This window comes from Streptomyces sp. NPDC048411 (assembly GCF_040704695.1).
GTDB lineage: Bacteria > Actinomycetota > Actinomycetes > Streptomycetales > Streptomycetaceae > Streptomyces.
Map to the genome: position 1 here is coordinate 13767 of NZ_JBEZKL010000001.1, position 18805 is coordinate 32571.

Below are 18805 nucleotides of genomic sequence, written 5' to 3' on the forward strand. Positions count from 1 at the left end.
GCCGCTTACCAAACGGCGGGCAGGGAGGGTCAGCTCTTGCTGGTCTCCTTGGTCCTTCGTTCCACGGGGCCCCGGCGCACCGAACCCGGAGCGTTCCAGTCCGCGCGCTTCCTGGCGCGCTTCTTCGCGGCCTCGGAGGATTCCAGCTGGTACGGGACGGACGTCACCATGACACCGGGGGTGAACAGCAGCCGCCCCTTGAGGCGCAGGGCGCTCTGGTTGTGCAGCAGATGCTCGTACCAGTGGCCGACCACGTACTCCGGGATGTAGACGCTGACCACATCGCGCGGGCTCTCCCGGCGGAGGCTCTTCACGTAGTCGATGACCGGGCGGGTCACCTCGCGGTACGGGGAGTCGAGGATCTTCAGCGGGATGTTGATGCCGCGCCGTTCCCAGTCCTCCTTGAGCGCCTTCGTCTCGGCCGGGTCGACGCTGATGGAGAGCGCCTCCAGTTGGTGGGAGCGGATCAGCTTGGCGTACGCGAGCGCGCGCAGCGTGGGCCGGTGCAGCTTGGAGACCAGGACGATGGAGTGGACCCGGGACGGCTTCATGGTGTCGTCGGACGGGACCTCCTCGGCGGAGATCTCCTCGGCGACGCGGTCGTAGTGCCTGCGGATCGCGGTCATCGTCCCGTAGAAGATCACCATGCCGAGCAGCGCCACCCAGGCGCCGTGGGTGAACTTCGTGGCGAGGACGACGACGAGCACCAGGCCCGTGAAGAAGGCGCCGAAGGTGTTGATCGCCCGCGAGCGGATCATGTGGCGGCGCTTGGCCGGGTCCGTCTCGGTGCTCAGATGCCGGTTCCAGTGCCGCACCATGCCGGTCTGGCTGAGAGTGAAGGAGACGAACACACCGACGATGTAGAGCTGGATCAGCCGGGTGGAGTCGGCTCCGTAGATCCAGGTGAGCAGGATGGCCGCGCCTGCCAGCAGCACGATGCCGTTGGAGAAGGCGAGCCGGTCACCGCGGGTGTGGAGCTGGCGCGGCAGGTACCGGTCCTGGGCGAGGATCGAGCCGAGCAGCGGGAAGCCGTTGTACGCGGTATTGGCGGCCAGGAAGAGCACGAGGGCGGTGGCCGCGGCGAGGAGGATGAAGAAGAACGATCCGTCGCCGAAGACGGCGGCCGCGACCTGGGAGATCACCGGGTCCTGGACGAAGCTCGAACCGACGGGCACGCCGTTGTGGATCAGCTGCTGCGCCGGGTTCTCCGCCATCTTCACACCGGTGGTCATGGCCAGGGCGATGATGCCGCAGAACATGGTGACGGCCAGCAGCCCCATCATCGCGAGAGTGGTCGCGGCGTTCTTGCTCTTCGGCTTGCGGAAGGCGGGGACACCGTTGCTGATCGCCTCGACGCCGGTCAACGCCGCACAGCCGGAGGAGAACGCTCGCAGCAGCAGGAAGACGAGGGCGAAGCCGGCCAGGCCCTCGCGCTCGGGCCTGATCTCGAAGTCCGAGGTCGGGGCGTGCATGGTCTCGCCGAGGACAAGACCGCGGAACGCGCCCCAGGCGATCATGATGAAGACGCCCGCCACGAAGAGGTAGGTGGGGATGGCGAAGAGCTTGCCGGACTCCTTGACGCCCCGCAGGTTCATCAGCGTCAGCAGCACGATGGCCCCGATCGCGCAGAGCGTCTTGTGCTCGACGACGAACGGGACCGCGGAGCCGAGGTTCTCCACACCCGAGGCGATCGACACGGCGACCGTCAGGACGTAGTCGACCAGCAGGGCGCTGGCGACGGTCAGACCGGCCTTGGGGCCGAGGTTGGTGGTGGCGACCTCGTAGTCACCGCCACCGCTCGGGTAGGCGTGCACGTTCTGCCGGTACGAGGCGACGACCGTGAACATCAGGACCACGACAGCGAGGGCGATCCACGGGCTGAAGTGGTACGCCGACACGCCCGCGACGGACAGCACCAGGAGAACTTCTCCTGGTGCGTACGCCACCGAGGACAGCGGGTCGGATGCGAAGACGGGGAGGGCGATGCGCTTGGGGAGGAGCGTTTCCCCCAGCTTGTCGCTGCGCAGCGCCCGGCCGATCAGGATCCGTTTGGGCAGGTCGGTCAGTTTGGACACGCAGAGGATCGTAAGCGTTCCGTATGGAGGCCGCTGACGCACCACCCCCGTGGCCCCGCAATCTCCTGCACATAGCCGAGAACGCCACGGAATCCTTAACGGAATCCTTGCACTCGCCGCCTACGAGAACAGCGCGCTGTAACCGTTCAGTGCCGGTTGGCCACCGAGATGGGCGTAGAGGACGGTGGCGTTCCGGTCGATCTCGCCGCGCGCCACGAGGTCGACGGTGGCGGCCATCGACTTTCCCTCGTAGACGGGGTCGGTGATCATGCCCTCGGTACGGGCGGCCAGCCGCATGGCGTCGAGAGTGGTGTCGTCGGGGATGCCGTACGTCCCCGCGTGGTACCGCTCGTCCAGTTCGATGTCGTCGACGGTGAGTTCCCGCCGTACGCCGATGAGCTGCGCGGTGGCGGCCGCGATCCTGGCGATCTGGTCGCGGGTACGGGCGGGCTCGGCAGAGGCATCGACGCCCAGGACGCGGCGGGGGCGGCCGCCCGCCTCCTCGATGGCGGCGAAGCCCGCGACCATGCCGGCCTGGGTGGAACCGGTCACCGAGCAGACGACGACGGTGTCGAAGAAGACGCCGAGCTCGCGTTCCTGCCCGGCCACCTCGTACGCCCAGCCCGCGAAGCCGAGTCCGCCGAACGGATGGTCGGAGGCACCGGCCGGGATGGCGTACGGACGTCCCCCGCCCTCCTCGACCTGGCGCAGCGCCTGCTCCCAGCTCTCCTTGACGCCAATGCCGAACCCGGCGCGCACCAGGCGGACATCGGCGCCCGCGAGACGGCTGATCAGGATGTTGCCGACCTTGTCGTAGACGGCGTCGGGCCACTCCACCCAGCTCTCCTGGATGAGTACGCACTTCAGGCCCGCCCGGGCCGCGACCGCCGCCACCTGACGGGTGTGGTTGGACTGCACGCCGCCGATCGAGACGAGCGTGTCGCAACCCTTCGCCAGGGCGTCGGCGACGAGGTATTCGAGCTTGCGGGTCTTGTTGCCGCCGTACGCGATGCCGGAGTTGCAGTCCTCGCGTTTGGCCCAGACCGCGGCGCCGCCGAGGTGAGCAGTGAGGCGGTCGAGGCGGTGGACGGGCGAGGGACCGAAGAGGAGCGGATAGCGGGCGTACGAGGAGAGGGAGGCGGCGGAGGTCGTCATGGGGCTCCTGACGTCATGGGGTGGCGGGTTCGGCGGGCTTCTGCTGTTCCTGCGGTCGGCCGGTCAGGGCGCGTCGGCCGATGTCCCTTCGGCGGGTTCGTCAGCGGGTTCGTCAGCCAGTTCTTCGAGGACGCGCCAGATCTCCGCGGTGATCAGGGCGGCGGCCTCCGCATCGCGCGCCGCGCACGCCTCGATCAGCCGGTCGTGCAGTCCGGCCGAGCCGTGCGCAGCGCTCTCCGTGCCGAACTGCCGCCATTCCAGGCGCCGGATCAGCGGTGTATAGCGCTCGACGGTGGCGGCGACGGCCCGATTGCCGCAGGCGGTGACGAGGACGTCGTGCAGTTCGTCGTCGGCGCGCAGCGCGCCCGCGACGTCACCACCCCGCGTCGCTGCCCGGAAGCGGTCGTTCGCCGCGCGCATCGCGGTGATGTCCGCGTCGCTGAGCAGGGGTACGGCGGTGCGGGCGGCAAGTTCCTGCATGGCGCGTACGACGGCGGCAGCGTCGCGTACGTCGCGCGGGACGAGCCGTGTCACCCGTGTATAGCTCTGCGGCTTGCTCTCGACGAGGCCTTCGCCGGTGAGCCGGGACAGGGCGTCGCGGACCGGGGCGCGGGAGAGTCCGAGCCGTTCGGCGAGGTCGGCGTCGCGCACGGACGCGCCGGGTGGGATCTCGCCACGGACGATGGCGTCGCGGATGGCCCCATACGCGGTGTCCCGCAGCAGAGTCCGTTGGACGGGCCGGAGAGTCTCCATGAACTGACATGTTAGATGTCTGTGACCGCGAGACTCAAGAGTTCACCCCCGGGGCCCGATGTCCTGTGCTGTGCACGGCGCCGGCGGCGGGCGCCTGCCCCGGCGTTCCGCTTTACCACCCCTTTGCAGGCACCGCCGCGGTGAAAGCACACTCGAATGGGGCGACGCGTCCACGGCCGCATAAGCTCATCCCGGGCAACGCCGGAAAACGTTGCCCCGTTGTTTGCCCGGCAAGCTGAGGAAAGAGTATGAGCAGGGTGTTTTCGCAGGTCAGCCGGACGACCAGGACTGCGAGGTAGGCGCAAGGTGCACATCGTCATCATGGGCTGCGGGCGAGTAGGAGCCGCTCTCGCGCAGACCCTGGAGCAGCAGGGGCACACCGTCGCCGTGATCGACCGGGACCCCACGGCGTTCCGACGCCTCGGGTCCGGATTCGGCGGACGGCGGGTCACCGGTGTCGGTTTCGACCAGGACACCCTCCGTGAGGCGGGGATCGAGGAAGCCGGTGCGTTCGCCGCGGTGAGCAGCGGCGACAACTCGAACATCATCGCCGCCCGGGTGGCCCGCGAGATGTTCGGCATCGAGAACGTCGCGGCGCGGATCTACGACCCGCGGCGCGCCGAGGTCTACCAGCGCCTCGGCATCCCCACGGTCGCCACCGTGCGGTGGACCGCGGACCAGATGCTGCGGCGGCTGCTGCCGTCGGGCGCCGAGCCGCTGTGGCGGGACCCGAGCGGTGCTGTCCAGCTCGCCGAGGTGCACACCACGCCGTCGTGGATCGGGCACAAGATCAGCACACTGCAGGAGGAGACGGGCGTCCGCGTGGCGTTCCTCACCCGACTGGGCGAAGCCATACTGCCTTCGTCGCAGACGGTGCTGCAGGAGGGCGACCTGGTCCACGTGATGATGCGAACGGACGAGGTCGCGAAGGTCGAGGCGGCCTTCGCAGAGGGTCCTGAGGAGGGCGGTCACTGATGCGTGTCGCGATTGCCGGGGCCGGCGCGGTGGGCCGTTCCATCGCGGGCGAGCTGCTGGAGAACGGCCACGAGGTGCTGCTCGTGGACAAGGCGCCGACCGCCATCTCGGTGGAGCGGGTGCCGATGGCCGAGTGGCTGCTCGCGGACGCCTGCGAGATCACCTCGCTGGACGAAGCGGCGCTCCAACGGTGCAATGTCGTCATCGCCGCGACCGGCGACGACAAGGTGAACCTGGTCGTCTCGCTGCTCGCCAAGACGGAGTACGGCGTGCCGCGGGTCGTCGCCCGGGTCAACAACCCGAAGAACGAGTGGTTGTTCAACGAGTCGTGGGGCGTCGATGTCGCGGTCTCCACACCGCGTCTGATGTCCGCGCTGGTCGAGGAAGCGGTGAGCGTCGGCGATCTGGTCCGGCTGCTGCGCTTCAGCCACGGCGACGCCAACCTGGTCGAACTGACGCTGCCCCCGGAGTCGGCGCTGGCCGGTACCCAGGTCGGCGATGTGGCGTGGCCGGAGGACACCTCGCTGGTCACCATCATCCGCGGAACGCGGGTGCTGACGCCGAGTTCCGAGGAGACGCTGGAGGCCGGTGACGAGCTGCTGTTCGTGGCCGCCCAGGCGCGCGAGGAGCAGCTGGAGGACCTCCTCTCGGTGCGTCGCGAGATCAGCGGCGGCTGACGGCTGCCTTCCCGTATTCATGTACGCCGAAGGGGCCCGGAACCGTATGCAACGGTTCCGGGCCCCTTCGGCTGTCGCGGACCGGTCAGATGTCGTGGTGACGGACGGCCGCGGCGGCCTCCGCCTTGCGGGCTTTCTCGGCCTGCTCCTCCGCCTCCATCTCGGCGAAGACGTCGATCGGCGGCGGCGCCTTCGCGAGGAAGACCCAGGTCAGATACACCGCGAGCAGGAACGGCGGGATCTTCAGGGCGACCAGGACCCAGCCGAGCTGCGCGGTGTCGGCCCACCAGTAGAGCGGGAAGAGGATCGCGCACTTGGCGAGCAGGATCAGCCCCCAGGCCCAGCTGGCCTTGGCGTACGCCTTCTTGCGGCCGGGGTTCCTGGTACGCCAGGAGAGATTCTCCTTGAAGACCGGGCCCAGCATCAGGCCGATCAGCGGCACCCCTGCGAGGGTCGTGACGAGGTACGCGAGGGCCAGACCCAGCGTGTAGAGCATCCCGGGCAGGTAGAAGTCCTTGGCATTGCCCGTCATCATCGCGAAGACCACACCGAAGGCGACGCCGAAGACCCCGCTGAAGGCGTGCTTGACGGTGTCCCTGCGGATCAGCCGTACGGCGACGAGGAGCAGCGACACGGCCAGCGCCGCGATGGCCGAGGTGTGCAGGTCCTTGTTGATGGTGAAGACCGTGACGAAGAGCAGCCCGGGAAGGACTGTCTCCACCATCCCTCTGATGCCGCCGAATGCCTCGAAGAGGGCGGCTTCGGTGACCGCCTTGGCGTCGGCCTCCTGCTGGGCGGTCGGGTTGGTGCGGTCCGTGTCGGACGTCGGCTTGTCGAGAGACGTCACCGGCTACTCCTTGCCGAGCGGTCGGAGTTCGTATTTGGGGTTGAACAGCACCCGGCGCCCGTGACTCATGGCGATCCGGCCCGAGGCGATGAGCTTGCGGCCCGGCTCAATGCCCACGATGGAGCGCCGGCCCAGCCAGACCACGTCGAGCGGTGCGGTGCCGTCGAAGAGCTCCGCCTCCAGGGCGGGCACTCCGGCGCGCGGCCGCAGGGTGACGGTCCGCAACGTACCAGTCACCTTGACGATCTGGCGGTCGGTGCAGTCGGAGATCCGCGTGCAACCCGATGCCTGCGAGTCCTCCTGCAGCTCCTCCGACTCCAGATCCTGCTGGGAGCTGGACAGCCGGTCGAGCATCCGGCGGAAGCGGCCGGACGGCCTCTCCGCCTTCTCGGGACGTGGAACAGCACTCATACCCGAAGGGTACCGGGCCACGGCGGTCCGGGCGGATGTCCGTTCTTTCACTCGAACGGGGTGCCCGGTACGGCTCGTTCTTGATGCCCGTCCAGTACGCGCGGCGCGCCGGCCGCCGTCGGTCCGGTGCGCTCGGGCGTCAGCCGCGTTCGAAGCGGTAGCCCATGCCCGGCTCGGTGACGAAGTGCCTGGGGTGCGAGGGATCCGCCTCCAGCTTGCGCCGGAGCTGTGCCATGTAGACCCGCAGATAGTTGGTCTCGGTGCCGTACGAGGGCCCCCACACCTCCTGCAGCAGCTGCTTCTGGCTGACCAGCCGGCCGCTGTTGCGGACCAGGACCTCCAGCAGATGCCACTCGGTCGGGGTGAGCCGCACGTCGCGTCCCTCGCGGTGGACCTTCTTCGCCGCCAGATCCACGGTGAACCCCTCGGTCTCGACCATCACGACGTCGTCGGCGCCGTCCTGGCCGACCGGCTCGGCCCGCCGTACCGAGGCACGCAGCCGGGCCAGCAGCTCGTCCATGCCGAACGGCTTGGTGACGTAGTCGTCGGCCCCGGCGTCCAGCGCCTCGACCTTCTCGTCGGAGGTGTGACGGGCGGAGAGCACCAGGATCGGCACCCGGGTCCAGCCGCGCAGTCCCTTGATCACCTCGACGCCGTCCATGTCCGGCAGCCCGAGGTCGAGGACGACGACATCGGGGTGGCGCGCGGCGGCGAGCTGCAGGGCGGTCGCACCGTCGGGCGCGGCGTCCACCTCGTACTTGCGCGCCTTCAGGTTGATCACGAGGGCACGTACGATCTGCGGCTCGTCGTCGACCACAAGCACCCGGGTCATCGGGGACCTGCCTTTCTGCTGTACGGAACTGCTGACTGAGGCGTTACGAGGATTCATGAGGCGACCCGCGCCGGCAGGTCGGCGCCGACCGGAACGTATCCCGACACCGCTTTGAGCGTCAGGACCATGGTCATGCCACCGCCGGGGGTGTCCTCGGCTCCGAGGGTGCCGCCCATGGACTCCACGAAGCCGCGGGCGACGGCGAGTCCGAGACCGACCCCGGCGCCGCGCGGGGCGTCGCCGTAACGCTGGAACGGCTCGAAGATCCGCTCCTTGCCCTCGTCGGGGACGCCGGGCCCGCGGTCGGCCACCCGTAGCTCGACCCGGGAGCCCAGCGCGCTGGCGGCCACCGTGACGCGTTCCCCGTCGGGGCTGTACTTGACGGCGTTCTCGACGATGTTGGCGACGGCCCGCTCCAGCAGCCCCGGGTCGACGGCGACCATCGGCAGCGACTCCGGGATGTCCAGGTCGACGCTGTCCTCCGGTACGCCTCCGAGCGCCATCGGGACCACCTCGTCGAGGTCGATCTCGCGGATCAGCGGTGTGACGGTGCCGGTCTGCAGCCGCGACATGTCGAGGAGGTTGCCCACCAGGTGGTCCAGGCGGTCGGCGCCGGCCTCGATGCCTTCCAGGAGCTCCGCCTGGTCCTCGTCGGACCAGGCGACGTCGTCGGAGCGCAGTGAGCTGACGGCGGCCTTGATGGCGGCCAACGGGGTCCGCAGGTCATGGCTGACGGCTGCCAGCAGCGCGGTCCGTATCCGGTTGCCCTCGGCGAGCCGGCGGGCCTCCTCCGCCTCCCCGATCAGTCGCTGCCGGTCGAGTACGACGGCGGCCTGGGCGGCGAACGCGCCGAGCACGCGACGGTCCTCGGCGGGCAGCACCCGGCCGGACAGCGCGAGCGCCATGTGGTCGCCGACAGGCATGTCCACATCGGCGTCCTCGGGGCGGGCGACCGGCCCGGGGCCGACGCTGCCCGCGCAGGTCCATGGGTCGACGTCGCTCTTCCGCTCCAGCAGAGCGACGGACTCCATCGCAAAGGTCTCGCGGACCCGCTCCAACAGGGCGTCCAGCGTCGTCTCGCCGCGCAGGACGCTGCCCGCGAGGAACGAGAGGATCTCGGACTCGGCGCGCAGCCGGGCCGCCTGATGGGTACGGCGGGCTGCCAGATCGACGACGGAGGCCACCGCCACCGCGACCGCGAAGAAGATCACGATGGCGACGAAGTTCCTCGGATCCTGGACCGTCAGGGTGTGGGTCGGTGGGGTGAACCAGTAGTTCAGCAGCAGAGAGCCGACGGCCGCCGAGGCGAGGGCGGGCAGCAACCCGCCGATCAGGGCTGCTGCGACGGTCAGGAAGAGGAAGAGCAGGACGTCGTTGGCGAGCCCCGGACCGCTCTTCATGCCGGTCAGCAGCACCGTGAGGAGGGCCGGGCCGCCGACCCCGACCAGCCAGCCCCAGACGATCCGGGCCCGGCCCAGCCGGGCGCCGCGGGCGATCGGCAGTCCGCGGCCCTTGGCGACCTCTTCGTGCGTGACGATGTGGACATCGAGGTCGGGGCCGGACTCGCGGGCGACGGTGGCTCCGACGCCGGGTCCGTAGATGTACTGCCAGGTCTTGCGGCGGCTGGAGCCCAGCACGATCTGGGTGGCGTTGACACCACGGGCGAATTCGAGGAGCGCCGAGGGTATGTCGTCGCCGATGACGTGGTGGAACGTACCGCCGAGGTCCTCGACGAGGGTGCGCTGGACGGTGAGTTCCTTGGGCGACGCGGAGGTCAGTCCGTCACTGCGGGCGATGTAGACGGCGAGGATCTCGCTGCCGGAGCCCTTGGCGGCCATGCGGGCTGCGCGGCGGATGAGCGTACGGCCCTCGGGGCCGCCGGTGAGTCCGACGACGATACGTTCGCGGGCCTGCCAGGTGGAGCGGATGTTGTGTTCGCCGCGGTACGCCTGGAGGTACTCGTCGACCCGGTCGGCGACCCAGAGGAGGGCGAGCTCGCGCAGGGCGGTGAGGTTGCCCGGGCGGAAGTAGTTGGACAGGGACGCGTCGATCCGGTCCGGCTTGTAGATATTGCCGTGGGCCATCCGGCGGCGCAGCGCCTGGGGCGACATGTCGACCAGTTCGAGCTGGTCGGCGCGGCGGACGACCTCGTCGGGAACGGTCTCGCGCTGCCGTACGCCCGTTATCGACTCGACGACGTCGCCGAGCGACTCCAGGTGCTGGATGTTGACGGTGGAGATGACGTCGATGCCGGCCTGGAGGAGTTCCTCGACGTCCTGCCAGCGCTTGGCGTTTCGGGAGCCCGGCACATTGGTGTGGGCCAGCTCGTCCACCAGGGCGACGGCCGGGGCGCGTTCCAGGACCGCGTCGACGTCCATCTCGGTGAAGACGGCGCACCGGTACTCGATCTCGCGGCGCCGGATCTGTTCCAGGCCGTGCAGCATGACTTCGGTGCGCGGCCGGTCGTGGTGCTCAACGAACGCCACGACGCAGTCGGTGCCCCGCTCCACTCTGCGATGGGCCTCGGAGAGCATCGCGTACGTCTTGCCGACGCCCGGTGCCGCACCCAGGTAGATCCGAAGCTTGCCGCGTGCCATGGCCCCATTGTCTTTCAGAACGGCTGCGGCCTGTGCGGCAGCCGCTCTCGAAGGTACCCCGAAGATTTACGGCGAATGAGACACAGGGTCGGGCAGAAGCCCGAATTGACAGAATTCTGATGCGCCGGACCGGGCTGGTTGCGCATGTCCCGAAAGCGAGCAACAAAAGGTGCCCGGGACGAACCCGGGCACCCGCCTCCCCCGCCCCTACGCGGACTCGGCGATGTGTCCGTCGCTCAGCTCCAGCACCCGGTCCGCCAGTCCCAGCAGCTGCGCATCGTGCGTCGCCACCAGCGCGGTCACCCCCTCGCTCCGTACCACCGCGCGCAACAGCTCCATCACGGCGAGCCCCGTCTCCGCGTCGAGCTGGCCCGTCGGTTCGTCCGCGATCAGCAGTGCGGGCCGGTTGGCGAGCGCGCGGGCGATGGCGACTCGCTGCTGCTGGCCGCCCGAGAGTTCTCCGGGCCGCTGCGCACCGTGGTCGCCGAGCCCGACCAGGGAGAGCAGCAGGGCCACCCGGTCCTCCCGCTCGCGCGGATCCGCCTTGCGCAGCCGCATCGGTACGCCGACGTTCTCCGCGGCGGTCAGGATCGGGATCAGACCGAACGACTGGAAGATGAAGCCGATCCGATCCCGGCGCAGCTCCAGCAGCCCGTTCTCGCCGAGCTCGGAGAGGTCCGTGCCGTCGACGGTGATCCGGCCGCGGTCGGGGCTGTCGAGGCCGCCGACCAGGTTCAGCAGGGTGGTCTTGCCGGAGCCCGAGCGCCCCTTGAGTGCGACGAGTTCGCCACGCGGTATGTCGAAGGAGACCCCCCGCAGCGCGTGGACGGCGCCCGCGCCGGTTCCGTACGAGCGGTGCAGGTCCTCGATGCGGACCATCGGCCCGCAGGCCGGGTCCTCGGCGACGGCCGTGCCGCCCTGTCCGCCGGTGCTCTTTCCGCCGGTGCTGTCGGTCATGCGCTCCCCCATGCGTGGTTGGTCCCCGTCGGCCGCCAGTATGTGCACGAGGCACACGGCTGGGCAATGGCCTGGGCCCCCCGGGCGGGTACGGCGCCGGGCCGCAGTGGTCCCTACAGTACGACCACGGCGACCCGGCGCATTTGCCGACGAAGGGATCAGCCCCCGTTCACCAGCTCCTTGAGCGCGATGTTGAGCTGAAGGACGTTGACTCGCGGCTCGCCCACGAAGCCGAGGATCCGGCCGTCGGTGTGCTGCTTCACGAGCTTCTCGACCTGGTCGACGCCGAGGTGGTTCCGCTCGGCGACGCGGCGCACCTGGAGCTGCGCGTACGCCGGGGAGATGTCCGGGTCGAGACCGGACCCGGAGGAGGTGACGGCGTCGGCCGGCACGTCCGAGGGCTTGACCGGATGCCCGGGTACCGAGTTGTCCTTGACGACGGCGGCCTTGGCGTCCGTGACCCAGTCGATCAGATCCTTGTTGTCGCCGGACCGGTTGGTCGCGCCGGACAGGATCAGCTTGTACTGCGTGTTGACGCTGTTGGTGCCGAGGCCGTTGGACGGGCGTGGCTGGAACCACTTGAGGTCCGGGGCCGGGGTCTCCTGGCCCTTCTTCAGCGGCAGGTCGTAACGCTGACCGATCAGTTCGGAGCCGACGACCTTGCCGTTCGCCGTGATCTCGGAGCCGTTCGCCCTGCCCGGGAAGAGGCCCTGGGCGACGCCGGTGACGGCGAGCGGGTAGATCACGCCGCAGACGATCGTGAGGACGAGCAGGGCGCGCAGCCCGGCCCAGAGCAGCCGAACGGTGTTTCCCGCGGAGTTGTTCATGGAGGTCATGGCGCGATCAGCCGATTCCGGGAATGAGGGAGAGGATCAGGTCGATGATCTTGATGCCGATGAACGGGGCGATCAGGCCGCCGAGTCCGTAGATCCCGAGGTTCCGCCGGAGCATCGAATCGGCGCTGCTCGGCCGGTAGCGCACGCCCTTCAGGGCGAGCGGCACCAGCGCGATGATGATCAGTGCGTTGAAGACGACGGCGGACAGGATCGCGGACTCCGGCGAGGACAGCTGCATGATGTTCAGCCTGTCCAGGCCCGGGTAGACCACCGCGAACATCGCCGGGATGATCGCGAAGTACTTCGCGACGTCGTTGGCGATCGAGAAGGTGGTCAGCGCACCGCGGGTGATCAGCAGCTGCTTGCCGATCTCGACGATCTCGATGAGTTTCGTCGGGTTGGAGTCCAGGTCCACCATGTTCCCGGCCTCCTTGGCGGCCGAGGTACCGGTGTTCATGGCGACGCCGACGTCGGCCTGGGCGAGCGCCGGCGCGTCGTTCGTGCCGTCACCGGTCATCGCGACGAGCTTGCCGCCGGCCTGCTCACGCTTGATGAGGGCCATCTTGTCCTCGGGCGTGGCCTCGGCAAGGAAGTCGTCGACCCCCGCCTCCTCTGCGATCGCCTTCGCGGTCAGCGGGTTGTCGCCGGTGATCATCACCGTACGGATACCCATCCGGCGCAGCTCGTCGAACCGCTCCCGCATCCCTTCCTTGACGACGTCCTTGAGGTGGATGACCCCGAGGATCCGGGCACCCCGCTCGTCGTCGACGGCGACCAGCAGCGGTGTACCGCCCGCCTGGGAGATCCGGTCGGTGAGCGTGCGGGCGTCCGGCGAGACGGTGCCGCCCCGTTCCTCGACCCAGGCGACGACCGAGCCGGTCGCACCCTTGCGGATCCTGCGTCCCTCGACGTCCACACCGGACATCCGGGTCTGTGCGGTGAAACCGACCCACTCGGCCCCGACGAGCTCACCCTGGTGCCGCTCGCGGAGCCCGTACGTCTCCTTCGCCAGGACGACGACGGAGCGGCCCTCGGGCGTCTCGTCGGCCAGCGAGGAGAGCTGGGCGGCGTCTGCCAGTTCGGCCTCCGTCACCCCCCTGACCGGGACGAACTCGGCGGCCTGCCGGTTGCCGAGCGTGATGGTGCCGGTCTTGTCGAGCAGCAGGGTCGACACGTCGCCGGCGGCTTCGACGGCGCGTCCGGACATGGCGAGGACATTGCGCTGGACGAGGCGGTCCATGCCGGCGATGCCGATCGCGGAGAGCAGCGCGCCGATGGTGGTCGGGATGAGGCAGACCAGCAGCGCGGTCAGCACGATCAACGACTGGCGCCGGCCCGCGTAGATGGCGAACGGCTGCAGGGTGACGACGGCCAGCAGGAAGACAATGGTGAGGGACGCGAGCAGGATGTTCAGCGCGATCTCGTTGGGCGTCTTCTGCCGGGCCGCACCCTCGACCAGGTTGATCATCCGGTCGATGAAGGTCTCACCGGGCTTGGTGGTGATCTTGATGACGATGCGGTCGGAGAGCACCTTCGTGCCACCGGTGACGGCCGAGCGATCGCCGCCCGACTCCCGGATGACCGGTGCCGACTCCCCCGTGATGGCGGACTCGTCGACGCTGGCGACGCCCTCGACGACGTCACCGTCGCCGGGGACGATGTCACCGGCCTCGCAGACCACCAGGTCACCGATGCGCAGATCGGTGCCGGGTACGCGCTCCTCGTTCTTCCCGACGAGCCGGCGCGCGACCGTGTCGGTCTTGGCCTTGCGCAGCGTGTCGGCCTGCGCCTTGCCGCGGCCCTCGGCGACCGCCTCCGCCAGGTTGGCGAAGATCGTGGTGAGCCAGAGCCACGCGGCGATCGTCCAGCCGAACCAGTCGGTCGGGTCCAGGGCGGCGAGGACGGTGGTGAGCACCGAACCGACCAGGACCACGAACATCACCGGCGACTTGACCATCACCCGCGGATCGAGCTTGCGGACCGCGTCGGGGAAGGACATGAGCAGCTGCTTGGGGTCGAACAGCCCCGCGCCGACGCGTCCCTCGGTCCGGTGACCGGTGGGCGCGTCCTGGTGCGGTGCCAGGTCCTTGGTGACAGTGGACATCGCGTCCTCATGCATCGATTCGTCGTGTTGCGTCGGTGTGGTGGTCATGACGCCAGCCCTTCGGCCAGCGGCCCCAGCGCCAGTGCCGGGAAGTAGGTCAGACCGGCGACGATCATGATCGTGCCGACCAACAGCCCGCTGAAGAGCGGCTTGTGGGTGCCGAGCGTGCCGACGGTCGCCGGTACGGGCCGCTGCTCGGCGAGCGAGCCGGCCAGGGCCAGGACGAAGACCATGGGCAGGAACCGGCCCAGCAGCATCGCGAGCCCGATCGTGGTGTTGAACCACTGGGTGTCCGCGTTGAGCCCGGCGAATGCCGAACCGTTGTTGTTGGCGGCGGAGGTGTAGGCGTACAGGATCTCGGAGAAGCCGTGCGCACCGGAGTTGGTCATCGAGTGGACCGGAGTGGGCAGGGCCATCGCCGCCGCGGTGAAGCAGAGCACCAGTGCCGGGGTGATGAGGATGTAGCAGGCCGCGAGCTTGATCTCGCGGGTGCCGATCTTCTTGCCGAGGTACTCGGGCGTGCGGCCGACCATCAGGCCCGCGATGAACACCGCGATGATCGCCATGATCAGCATGCCGTAGAGGCCGGAGCCGGTACCACCGGGGGCGATCTCACCGAGCTGCATGCCGAGCATGGTGATGCCGCCGCCGAGGCCGGTGAAGGAGGAGTGGAAGGAGTTCACCGCTCCGGTCGAGGTGAGCGTCGTGGCCACAGCGAAGATCGACGATCCGCCGACCCCGAAGCGGGTCTCCTTGCCCTCCATCGCCCCGCCCGCGATGTCGAACGCGGGTCCGTGGTGGGCAAACTCGGTCCACATCATCAGCGCGGTGAAGCCGAGCCAGATGATGCCCATCGCCGCGAGGATCGCGTAGCCCTGCTTCAGCGAGCCGACCATCCGCCCGAAGGTGCGGGTCAGCGAGAACGGGATGACCAGGATCAGGAAGATCTCAAGGAGGTTGGAGAGCCCGTTGGGGTTCTCGAAGGGGTGCGCCGCATTGGCGTTGAAGTAACCGCCGCCGTTGGTGCCCAGCTCCTTGATGGCCTCCTGCGAGGCGACCGCACCGCCGTTCCACTGCTGCGAGCCGCCCATGAACTGGCCGACCCCGTGGATGCCGGCGAAGTTCTGGATGGCGCCGCACGCCACGAGCGCGAGCGCGGCGATCACGGCGATCGGCAGCAGGATCCGTATCGTGCCGCGCACCAGGTCGGACCAGAAGTTGCCGAGCTCACCGGTGCGGGAGCGGGCGAAGCCCCGTACGAGCGCCACCGCGACGGCGATGCCGACGGAGGCCGAGACGAAGTTCTGCACCGCGAGGCCGCCGGTCTGGACGACATGGCCCATGGCCTGCTCGCCGTAGTACGACTGCCAGTTGGTGTTCGTAACGAAGGAGGCCGCCGTGTTGAACGCCTGATCGGGGTCGATCGAGGAGAAGCCGAGCGAGCCGGGCAGGCTGCCCTGGAGCCGCTGCAGCAGGTACAGGAAGAGGACGCTCACCGCGGAGAACGCGAGGACGCCACGGAGATAGGCGGGCCAGCGCATCTCCGTGTCGGGGTCGGCGCCGATGACCTTGTAGATCCACTTCTCGACCCGGAGGTGCTTCTTCGAGGAGTAGACGCCGGCCATGTAGTCGCCGAGCGGACGGTAGGCCAGGCCCAGTGCCACGACGAGCGCGAGCAGCTGGAGCACACCAGCGAGGACGGGGCTCATATCGGGCTCAGAACCTCTCCGGGTACAGAAGGGCGAGGACGAGATAGCCCAGCAGGGCGGCGGCCACGATCAGACCGACGATGTTCTCGGCAGTCACAGCTTCGCCACCCCCTTGGCGACGAGAGCCACCAGCGCGAAGACCGCGACCGTGGTGACGACGAAGGCCAGATCGGCCACCGTGTGCTCCTAGATGAGGTTCGAATTCTCGGACCTCCTGAGCAAACCCCTGTCCGAAGCCCCCGCGGCCTGCGTTGATGGCTTCCTTACGGGGAAGGACGCGCCCTTGACGGCGCCCATACGTGCCCCATACGCGCCCCATACACGCGCCGGTGAGCGTGCTCGGTCGCACGCTCCGCACGCGCGCTCCGCAGGCATGCAAAAGCCGGTGGGCCGCACCTCCCTCGAAGGGAAGTACGGCCCACCGGCCGAAGCTGTCACACGCCCCGGGAGGCGGTTCAGCGCACCTCGGTGATCTCGGGCCCGCGCTGGAGCTGGCCCATGCCACCGGAGAACTTCGAGCTCTCCTGGTCCTCCTGCTGCACACCCTCGGGCACCATCTGGGCGTCGCTGGGGAGCTTGAGGACGATCGGGTCGCGCGGGGCCATCGGGCCCTCGCCACGGACGACCACGGTGTCCCGGAAGATCGTCTCCAGCAGCCCGGCGGCCTGCGGCTGCACGGCGCCCTGGCCGGAGATCACTCCGCGCAGGAACCAGCGCGGCCCGTCGACGCCGACGAAGCGCACCAGCTGCACGCCGTTCGTCCCGTCCGGAAGCTGCACGGGGACCTGTGCCCGCAGCTCCCAGCCCAGCGGGCCCTCGACCTCGTCGATGATCCCGCCCTGCTGGGTGATGCCGGTGGCGATCTCCTCGCGGACCTCGCCCCAGATGCCCTCCTTCTTGGGGGCGGCGAAGGCCTGCAGCTGGATCGCGCTGTCGCGCAGCACGACCGTGGCGGCGACGATCGCGTCACCGGCGACCTCGACGCGCAGCTCCATTCCGTCGACCCCGGGCACGAAGATGCCGCCCAGGTCGACCCGGCCCTCGCCGGGCTGGGAGACCTCGTCGATGTCCCACGGCCCGTCCGGCCGCGGCGCCGGCGGGAGATTCGCCCGGCGCGCTCCGCTCTCGGCGGCGTCGGTGTCGTCGAGCTCGTCGACGACCTGCTCGGCCTCGCGCGCTTCGTCCGCCGCGTCCTCGGCGGAACCACTCTTCTTGCGACGTCCGAACACGTCACTGTCCTTCCCGGTCGGGTACGACCGAAGCGTAGCTGTTCCCGCCCTGGGTGATCCCGCCCCTGACGCCGTCAACATCACCCGTGGCATGCCCTCCGGTGGAACCGAAGCCGCCCTCGCCCCTCGCCGAGCCGGGCAGTTCCGACACCTCGTGGAAGCGCACCTTCTCGACCTGCTGGACGACCAGTTGGGCAATCCGGTCGAACCTCTCGAACCGCACGGTCTCGCGCGGGTCGAGATTGATGACGATGACCTTGATCTCTCCACGGTACCCGGCATCAACCGTCCCCGGGGCATTGACGAGGGCGACTCCGCAGCGGGCCGCGAGGCCGGACCGCGGATGGACGAACGCGGCGTACCCGTCGGGCAGCGCGATCGACACGCCGGTGGGCAGCATCGCGCGTTCGCCCGGGGCGAGCTCGGCGGCCTCGGTGGTCACCAGATCGACCCCGGCGTCGCCCGGGTGCCCGTACGCCGGAATCGGCACTTCCGGGTCGACCCGGCGGAGCAGTACGTCGACGGGACGGCGCATCAGGGATTCACCTCGAAGGCACGGGCGCGCCTGACCTGGTCCGGGTCGGCCATCGCCGCCTGGATCTCGGCGGGGCGGCCGTTCTCGATGAAGTGGTCGACCTTGACCTCGATGAAGAGGGCCTCGGCGCGGACCGCGACGGGCCCGTCCGGGCCGCCGATCCGGCCGGTCGCCCGGGAGTAGATCTTCCGGCCGTGGACGGCGGTGACCTCGGCGTCCAGGTGCAGCACCGTGTCGACCGGCACCGGGCGCACGAAGTCGGTCTCCAGCCGCCCGGTCACCGCGATCACCCGCAGCAGCCAGTTCAGCGAGCCCAGCGTCTCGTCCAGCGCCGTGGCCAGGATGCCGCCGTGCGCCAGGCCCGGGGCGCCCTGGTGGGCGGCCTTCACCGTGAAATCGGCGGTGACGCTGACACCCTCGCCGGCCCGCGCCTGGAGGTGCAGTCCGTGCGGCTGTCCTTCACCGCAGCCGAAACAGTGTTCGTAGTGCGCACCGAGGAGCTCGCCGGGGACCGGGGCGTCGGGATGCCGGACCGGTTTCACCGCGTCGGCCGGTGGCTGAAGAGCCGCAGATGTTCCACTCACAGGCGCAGACCTTACCCGCGCGGGTAGCCGCAGGTCGCGCCGTGCCAAGCTTGGGTTCATGCAGCCTTCCACCCCGCCTTTCGACGAACGCCTGACCGCACCCCGTTCGTGGTGGTTCATTGCCTTCCTGATGGGGGTCGCCTGCGCCCTGATGCTGCTGCCGCTGGGCACCCTGCCGCTGCTGGCGGGCCTGGTCGGCGGCACCGCGCTGGCCTCGCTCGCGGTCAGCTCGTACGGCTCCGCCCGGATCCGGGTGATGGCGGGCGCCCTGGTCGCGGGTGACGCCCGGATCCCGGTGACGGCACTCGGCGAGGCGGAGGCGCTGGAGGGAGAGGAGGCGCGCGCCTGGCGCACGTACAAGGCGGACACCCGTGCCTTCATGCTGCAGCGCAGCTACATCCAGACGGCGGTGCGGGTGGAGGTCACCGACCCGGAGGACCCGACCCCGTACATCTATCTGTCGACCCGCGAGCCGCAGGCCCTGGTAGCGGCGCTCACGGCGGTACGGGCCGCATAGCCGTTTCGCGCC

At 69.5% G+C, this 18805-nt stretch carries 18 protein-coding genes; 3 read left to right on the forward strand and 15 right to left on the reverse strand.

Going from position 1 to position 18805, the window contains the following annotated elements:
* Positions 1-29 precede the first annotated feature (29 nt).
* The 3 genes from AB0915_RS00070 to AB0915_RS00080 form a co-directional block, all read right to left on the reverse strand.
* Positions 30-2075 (reverse strand): APC family permease, encoded by a 2046-nt coding sequence (locus AB0915_RS00070; protein WP_366688901.1) that lies wholly within the window; start codon positions 2073-2075, stop codon positions 30-32.
* Positions 2076-2195: 120 nt separating this feature from the next.
* Positions 2196-3230 (reverse strand): 1-aminocyclopropane-1-carboxylate deaminase, encoded by a 1035-nt coding sequence (locus AB0915_RS00075; RefSeq protein WP_366688902.1) that lies wholly within the window; start codon positions 3228-3230, stop codon positions 2196-2198.
* Positions 3231-3293: 63 nt separating this feature from the next.
* Positions 3294-3983, reverse strand: a complete 690-nt coding sequence (locus AB0915_RS00080) for a GntR family transcriptional regulator (RefSeq protein ID WP_366688903.1) — start codon at positions 3981-3983, stop codon at positions 3294-3296.
* Positions 3984-4289: 306 nt separating this feature from the next.
* On the opposite strand from AB0915_RS00080, the gene AB0915_RS00085 reads away from it, so the two are divergent.
* Together AB0915_RS00085 and AB0915_RS00090 are read left to right on the forward strand one after the other, a co-directional pair.
* Positions 4290-4958, forward strand: coding sequence for a TrkA family potassium uptake protein (locus AB0915_RS00085; protein ID WP_366688904.1), 669 nt, complete (start codon positions 4290-4292; stop codon positions 4956-4958).
* Complete coding sequence (locus AB0915_RS00090; protein ID WP_037701202.1) at positions 4958-5635, forward strand: TrkA family potassium uptake protein; 678 nt, start codon at positions 4958-4960, stop codon at positions 5633-5635. The genes AB0915_RS00085 and AB0915_RS00090 overlap by 1 nt, the downstream gene beginning before the upstream one ends.
* Positions 5636-5720: 85 nt before the next feature.
* Here the strand turns inward: AB0915_RS00090 and AB0915_RS00095 are convergent, their stop codons facing one another.
* From AB0915_RS00095 to AB0915_RS00150, 12 genes are all read right to left on the reverse strand, one after another.
* Positions 5721-6482, reverse strand: coding sequence for a DUF3159 domain-containing protein (locus tag AB0915_RS00095; protein ID WP_366688905.1), 762 nt, complete (start codon positions 6480-6482; stop codon positions 5721-5723).
* 3 nt (positions 6483-6485) lie between these two features.
* Complete coding sequence (locus tag AB0915_RS00100) at positions 6486-6893, reverse strand: OB-fold nucleic acid binding domain-containing protein (protein WP_345514291.1); 408 nt, start codon at positions 6891-6893, stop codon at positions 6486-6488.
* A gap of 139 nt (positions 6894-7032) precedes the next feature.
* Positions 7033-7725 (reverse strand): response regulator, encoded by a 693-nt coding sequence (locus tag AB0915_RS00105; RefSeq protein WP_037701205.1) that lies wholly within the window; start codon positions 7723-7725, stop codon positions 7033-7035.
* 53 nt (positions 7726-7778) lie between these two features.
* Entirely contained in the window at positions 7779-10322 is a 2544-nt protein-coding gene (locus tag AB0915_RS00110) for a sensor histidine kinase KdpD (protein WP_366688906.1), read from the reverse strand.
* A gap of 207 nt (positions 10323-10529) precedes the next feature.
* On the reverse strand, positions 10530-11279 hold the full coding sequence (locus tag AB0915_RS00115) for an ABC transporter ATP-binding protein (protein ID WP_366688907.1): 750 nt from the start codon (positions 11277-11279) through the stop codon (positions 10530-10532).
* A 158-nt stretch (positions 11280-11437) separates the two neighbouring features.
* Positions 11438-12106: a potassium-transporting ATPase subunit C gene (locus AB0915_RS00120; RefSeq protein ID WP_358860405.1), complete on the reverse strand. Its 669-nt coding sequence runs from the start codon at positions 12104-12106 to the stop codon at positions 11438-11440.
* A 16-nt stretch (positions 12107-12122) separates the two neighbouring features.
* Positions 12123-14219, reverse strand: a complete 2097-nt coding sequence (gene kdpB / locus AB0915_RS00125; RefSeq protein WP_366689009.1) for a potassium-transporting ATPase subunit KdpB — start codon at positions 14217-14219, stop codon at positions 12123-12125.
* A 44-nt stretch (positions 14220-14263) separates the two neighbouring features.
* Complete coding sequence (gene kdpA / locus AB0915_RS00130) at positions 14264-15928, reverse strand: potassium-transporting ATPase subunit KdpA (protein ID WP_366688908.1); 1665 nt, start codon at positions 15926-15928, stop codon at positions 14264-14266.
* 7 nt (positions 15929-15935) lie between these two features.
* Entirely contained in the window at positions 15936-16025 is a 90-nt protein-coding gene (kdpF, locus tag AB0915_RS00135) for a K(+)-transporting ATPase subunit F (RefSeq protein ID WP_358860383.1), read from the reverse strand.
* A 358-nt stretch (positions 16026-16383) separates the two neighbouring features.
* Positions 16384-17157, reverse strand: a complete 774-nt coding sequence (locus AB0915_RS00140) for a DUF3710 domain-containing protein (RefSeq protein ID WP_366688909.1) — start codon at positions 17155-17157, stop codon at positions 16384-16386.
* A gap of 1 nt (position 17158) precedes the next feature.
* Positions 17159-17692 carry a dUTP diphosphatase gene (dut, locus tag AB0915_RS00145; RefSeq protein WP_358860385.1) on the reverse strand — a complete coding sequence of 178 codons (534 nt, stop codon included), beginning with the start codon at positions 17690-17692 and terminating at the stop codon, positions 17159-17161.
* Positions 17692-18276 carry a PaaI family thioesterase gene (locus AB0915_RS00150; RefSeq protein ID WP_366133744.1) on the reverse strand — a complete coding sequence of 195 codons (585 nt, stop codon included), beginning with the start codon at positions 18274-18276 and terminating at the stop codon, positions 17692-17694. Before AB0915_RS00150 ends, dut begins: the two co-directional genes overlap by 1 nt.
* Before the next feature lie 58 nt (positions 18277-18334).
* Between AB0915_RS00150 and AB0915_RS00155 the strand changes: the two genes are divergently transcribed.
* Positions 18335-18793: a DUF3093 domain-containing protein gene (locus AB0915_RS00155; RefSeq protein ID WP_366688910.1), complete on the forward strand. Its 459-nt coding sequence runs from the start codon at positions 18335-18337 to the stop codon at positions 18791-18793.
* Positions 18794-18805: the final 12 nt, after the last annotated feature.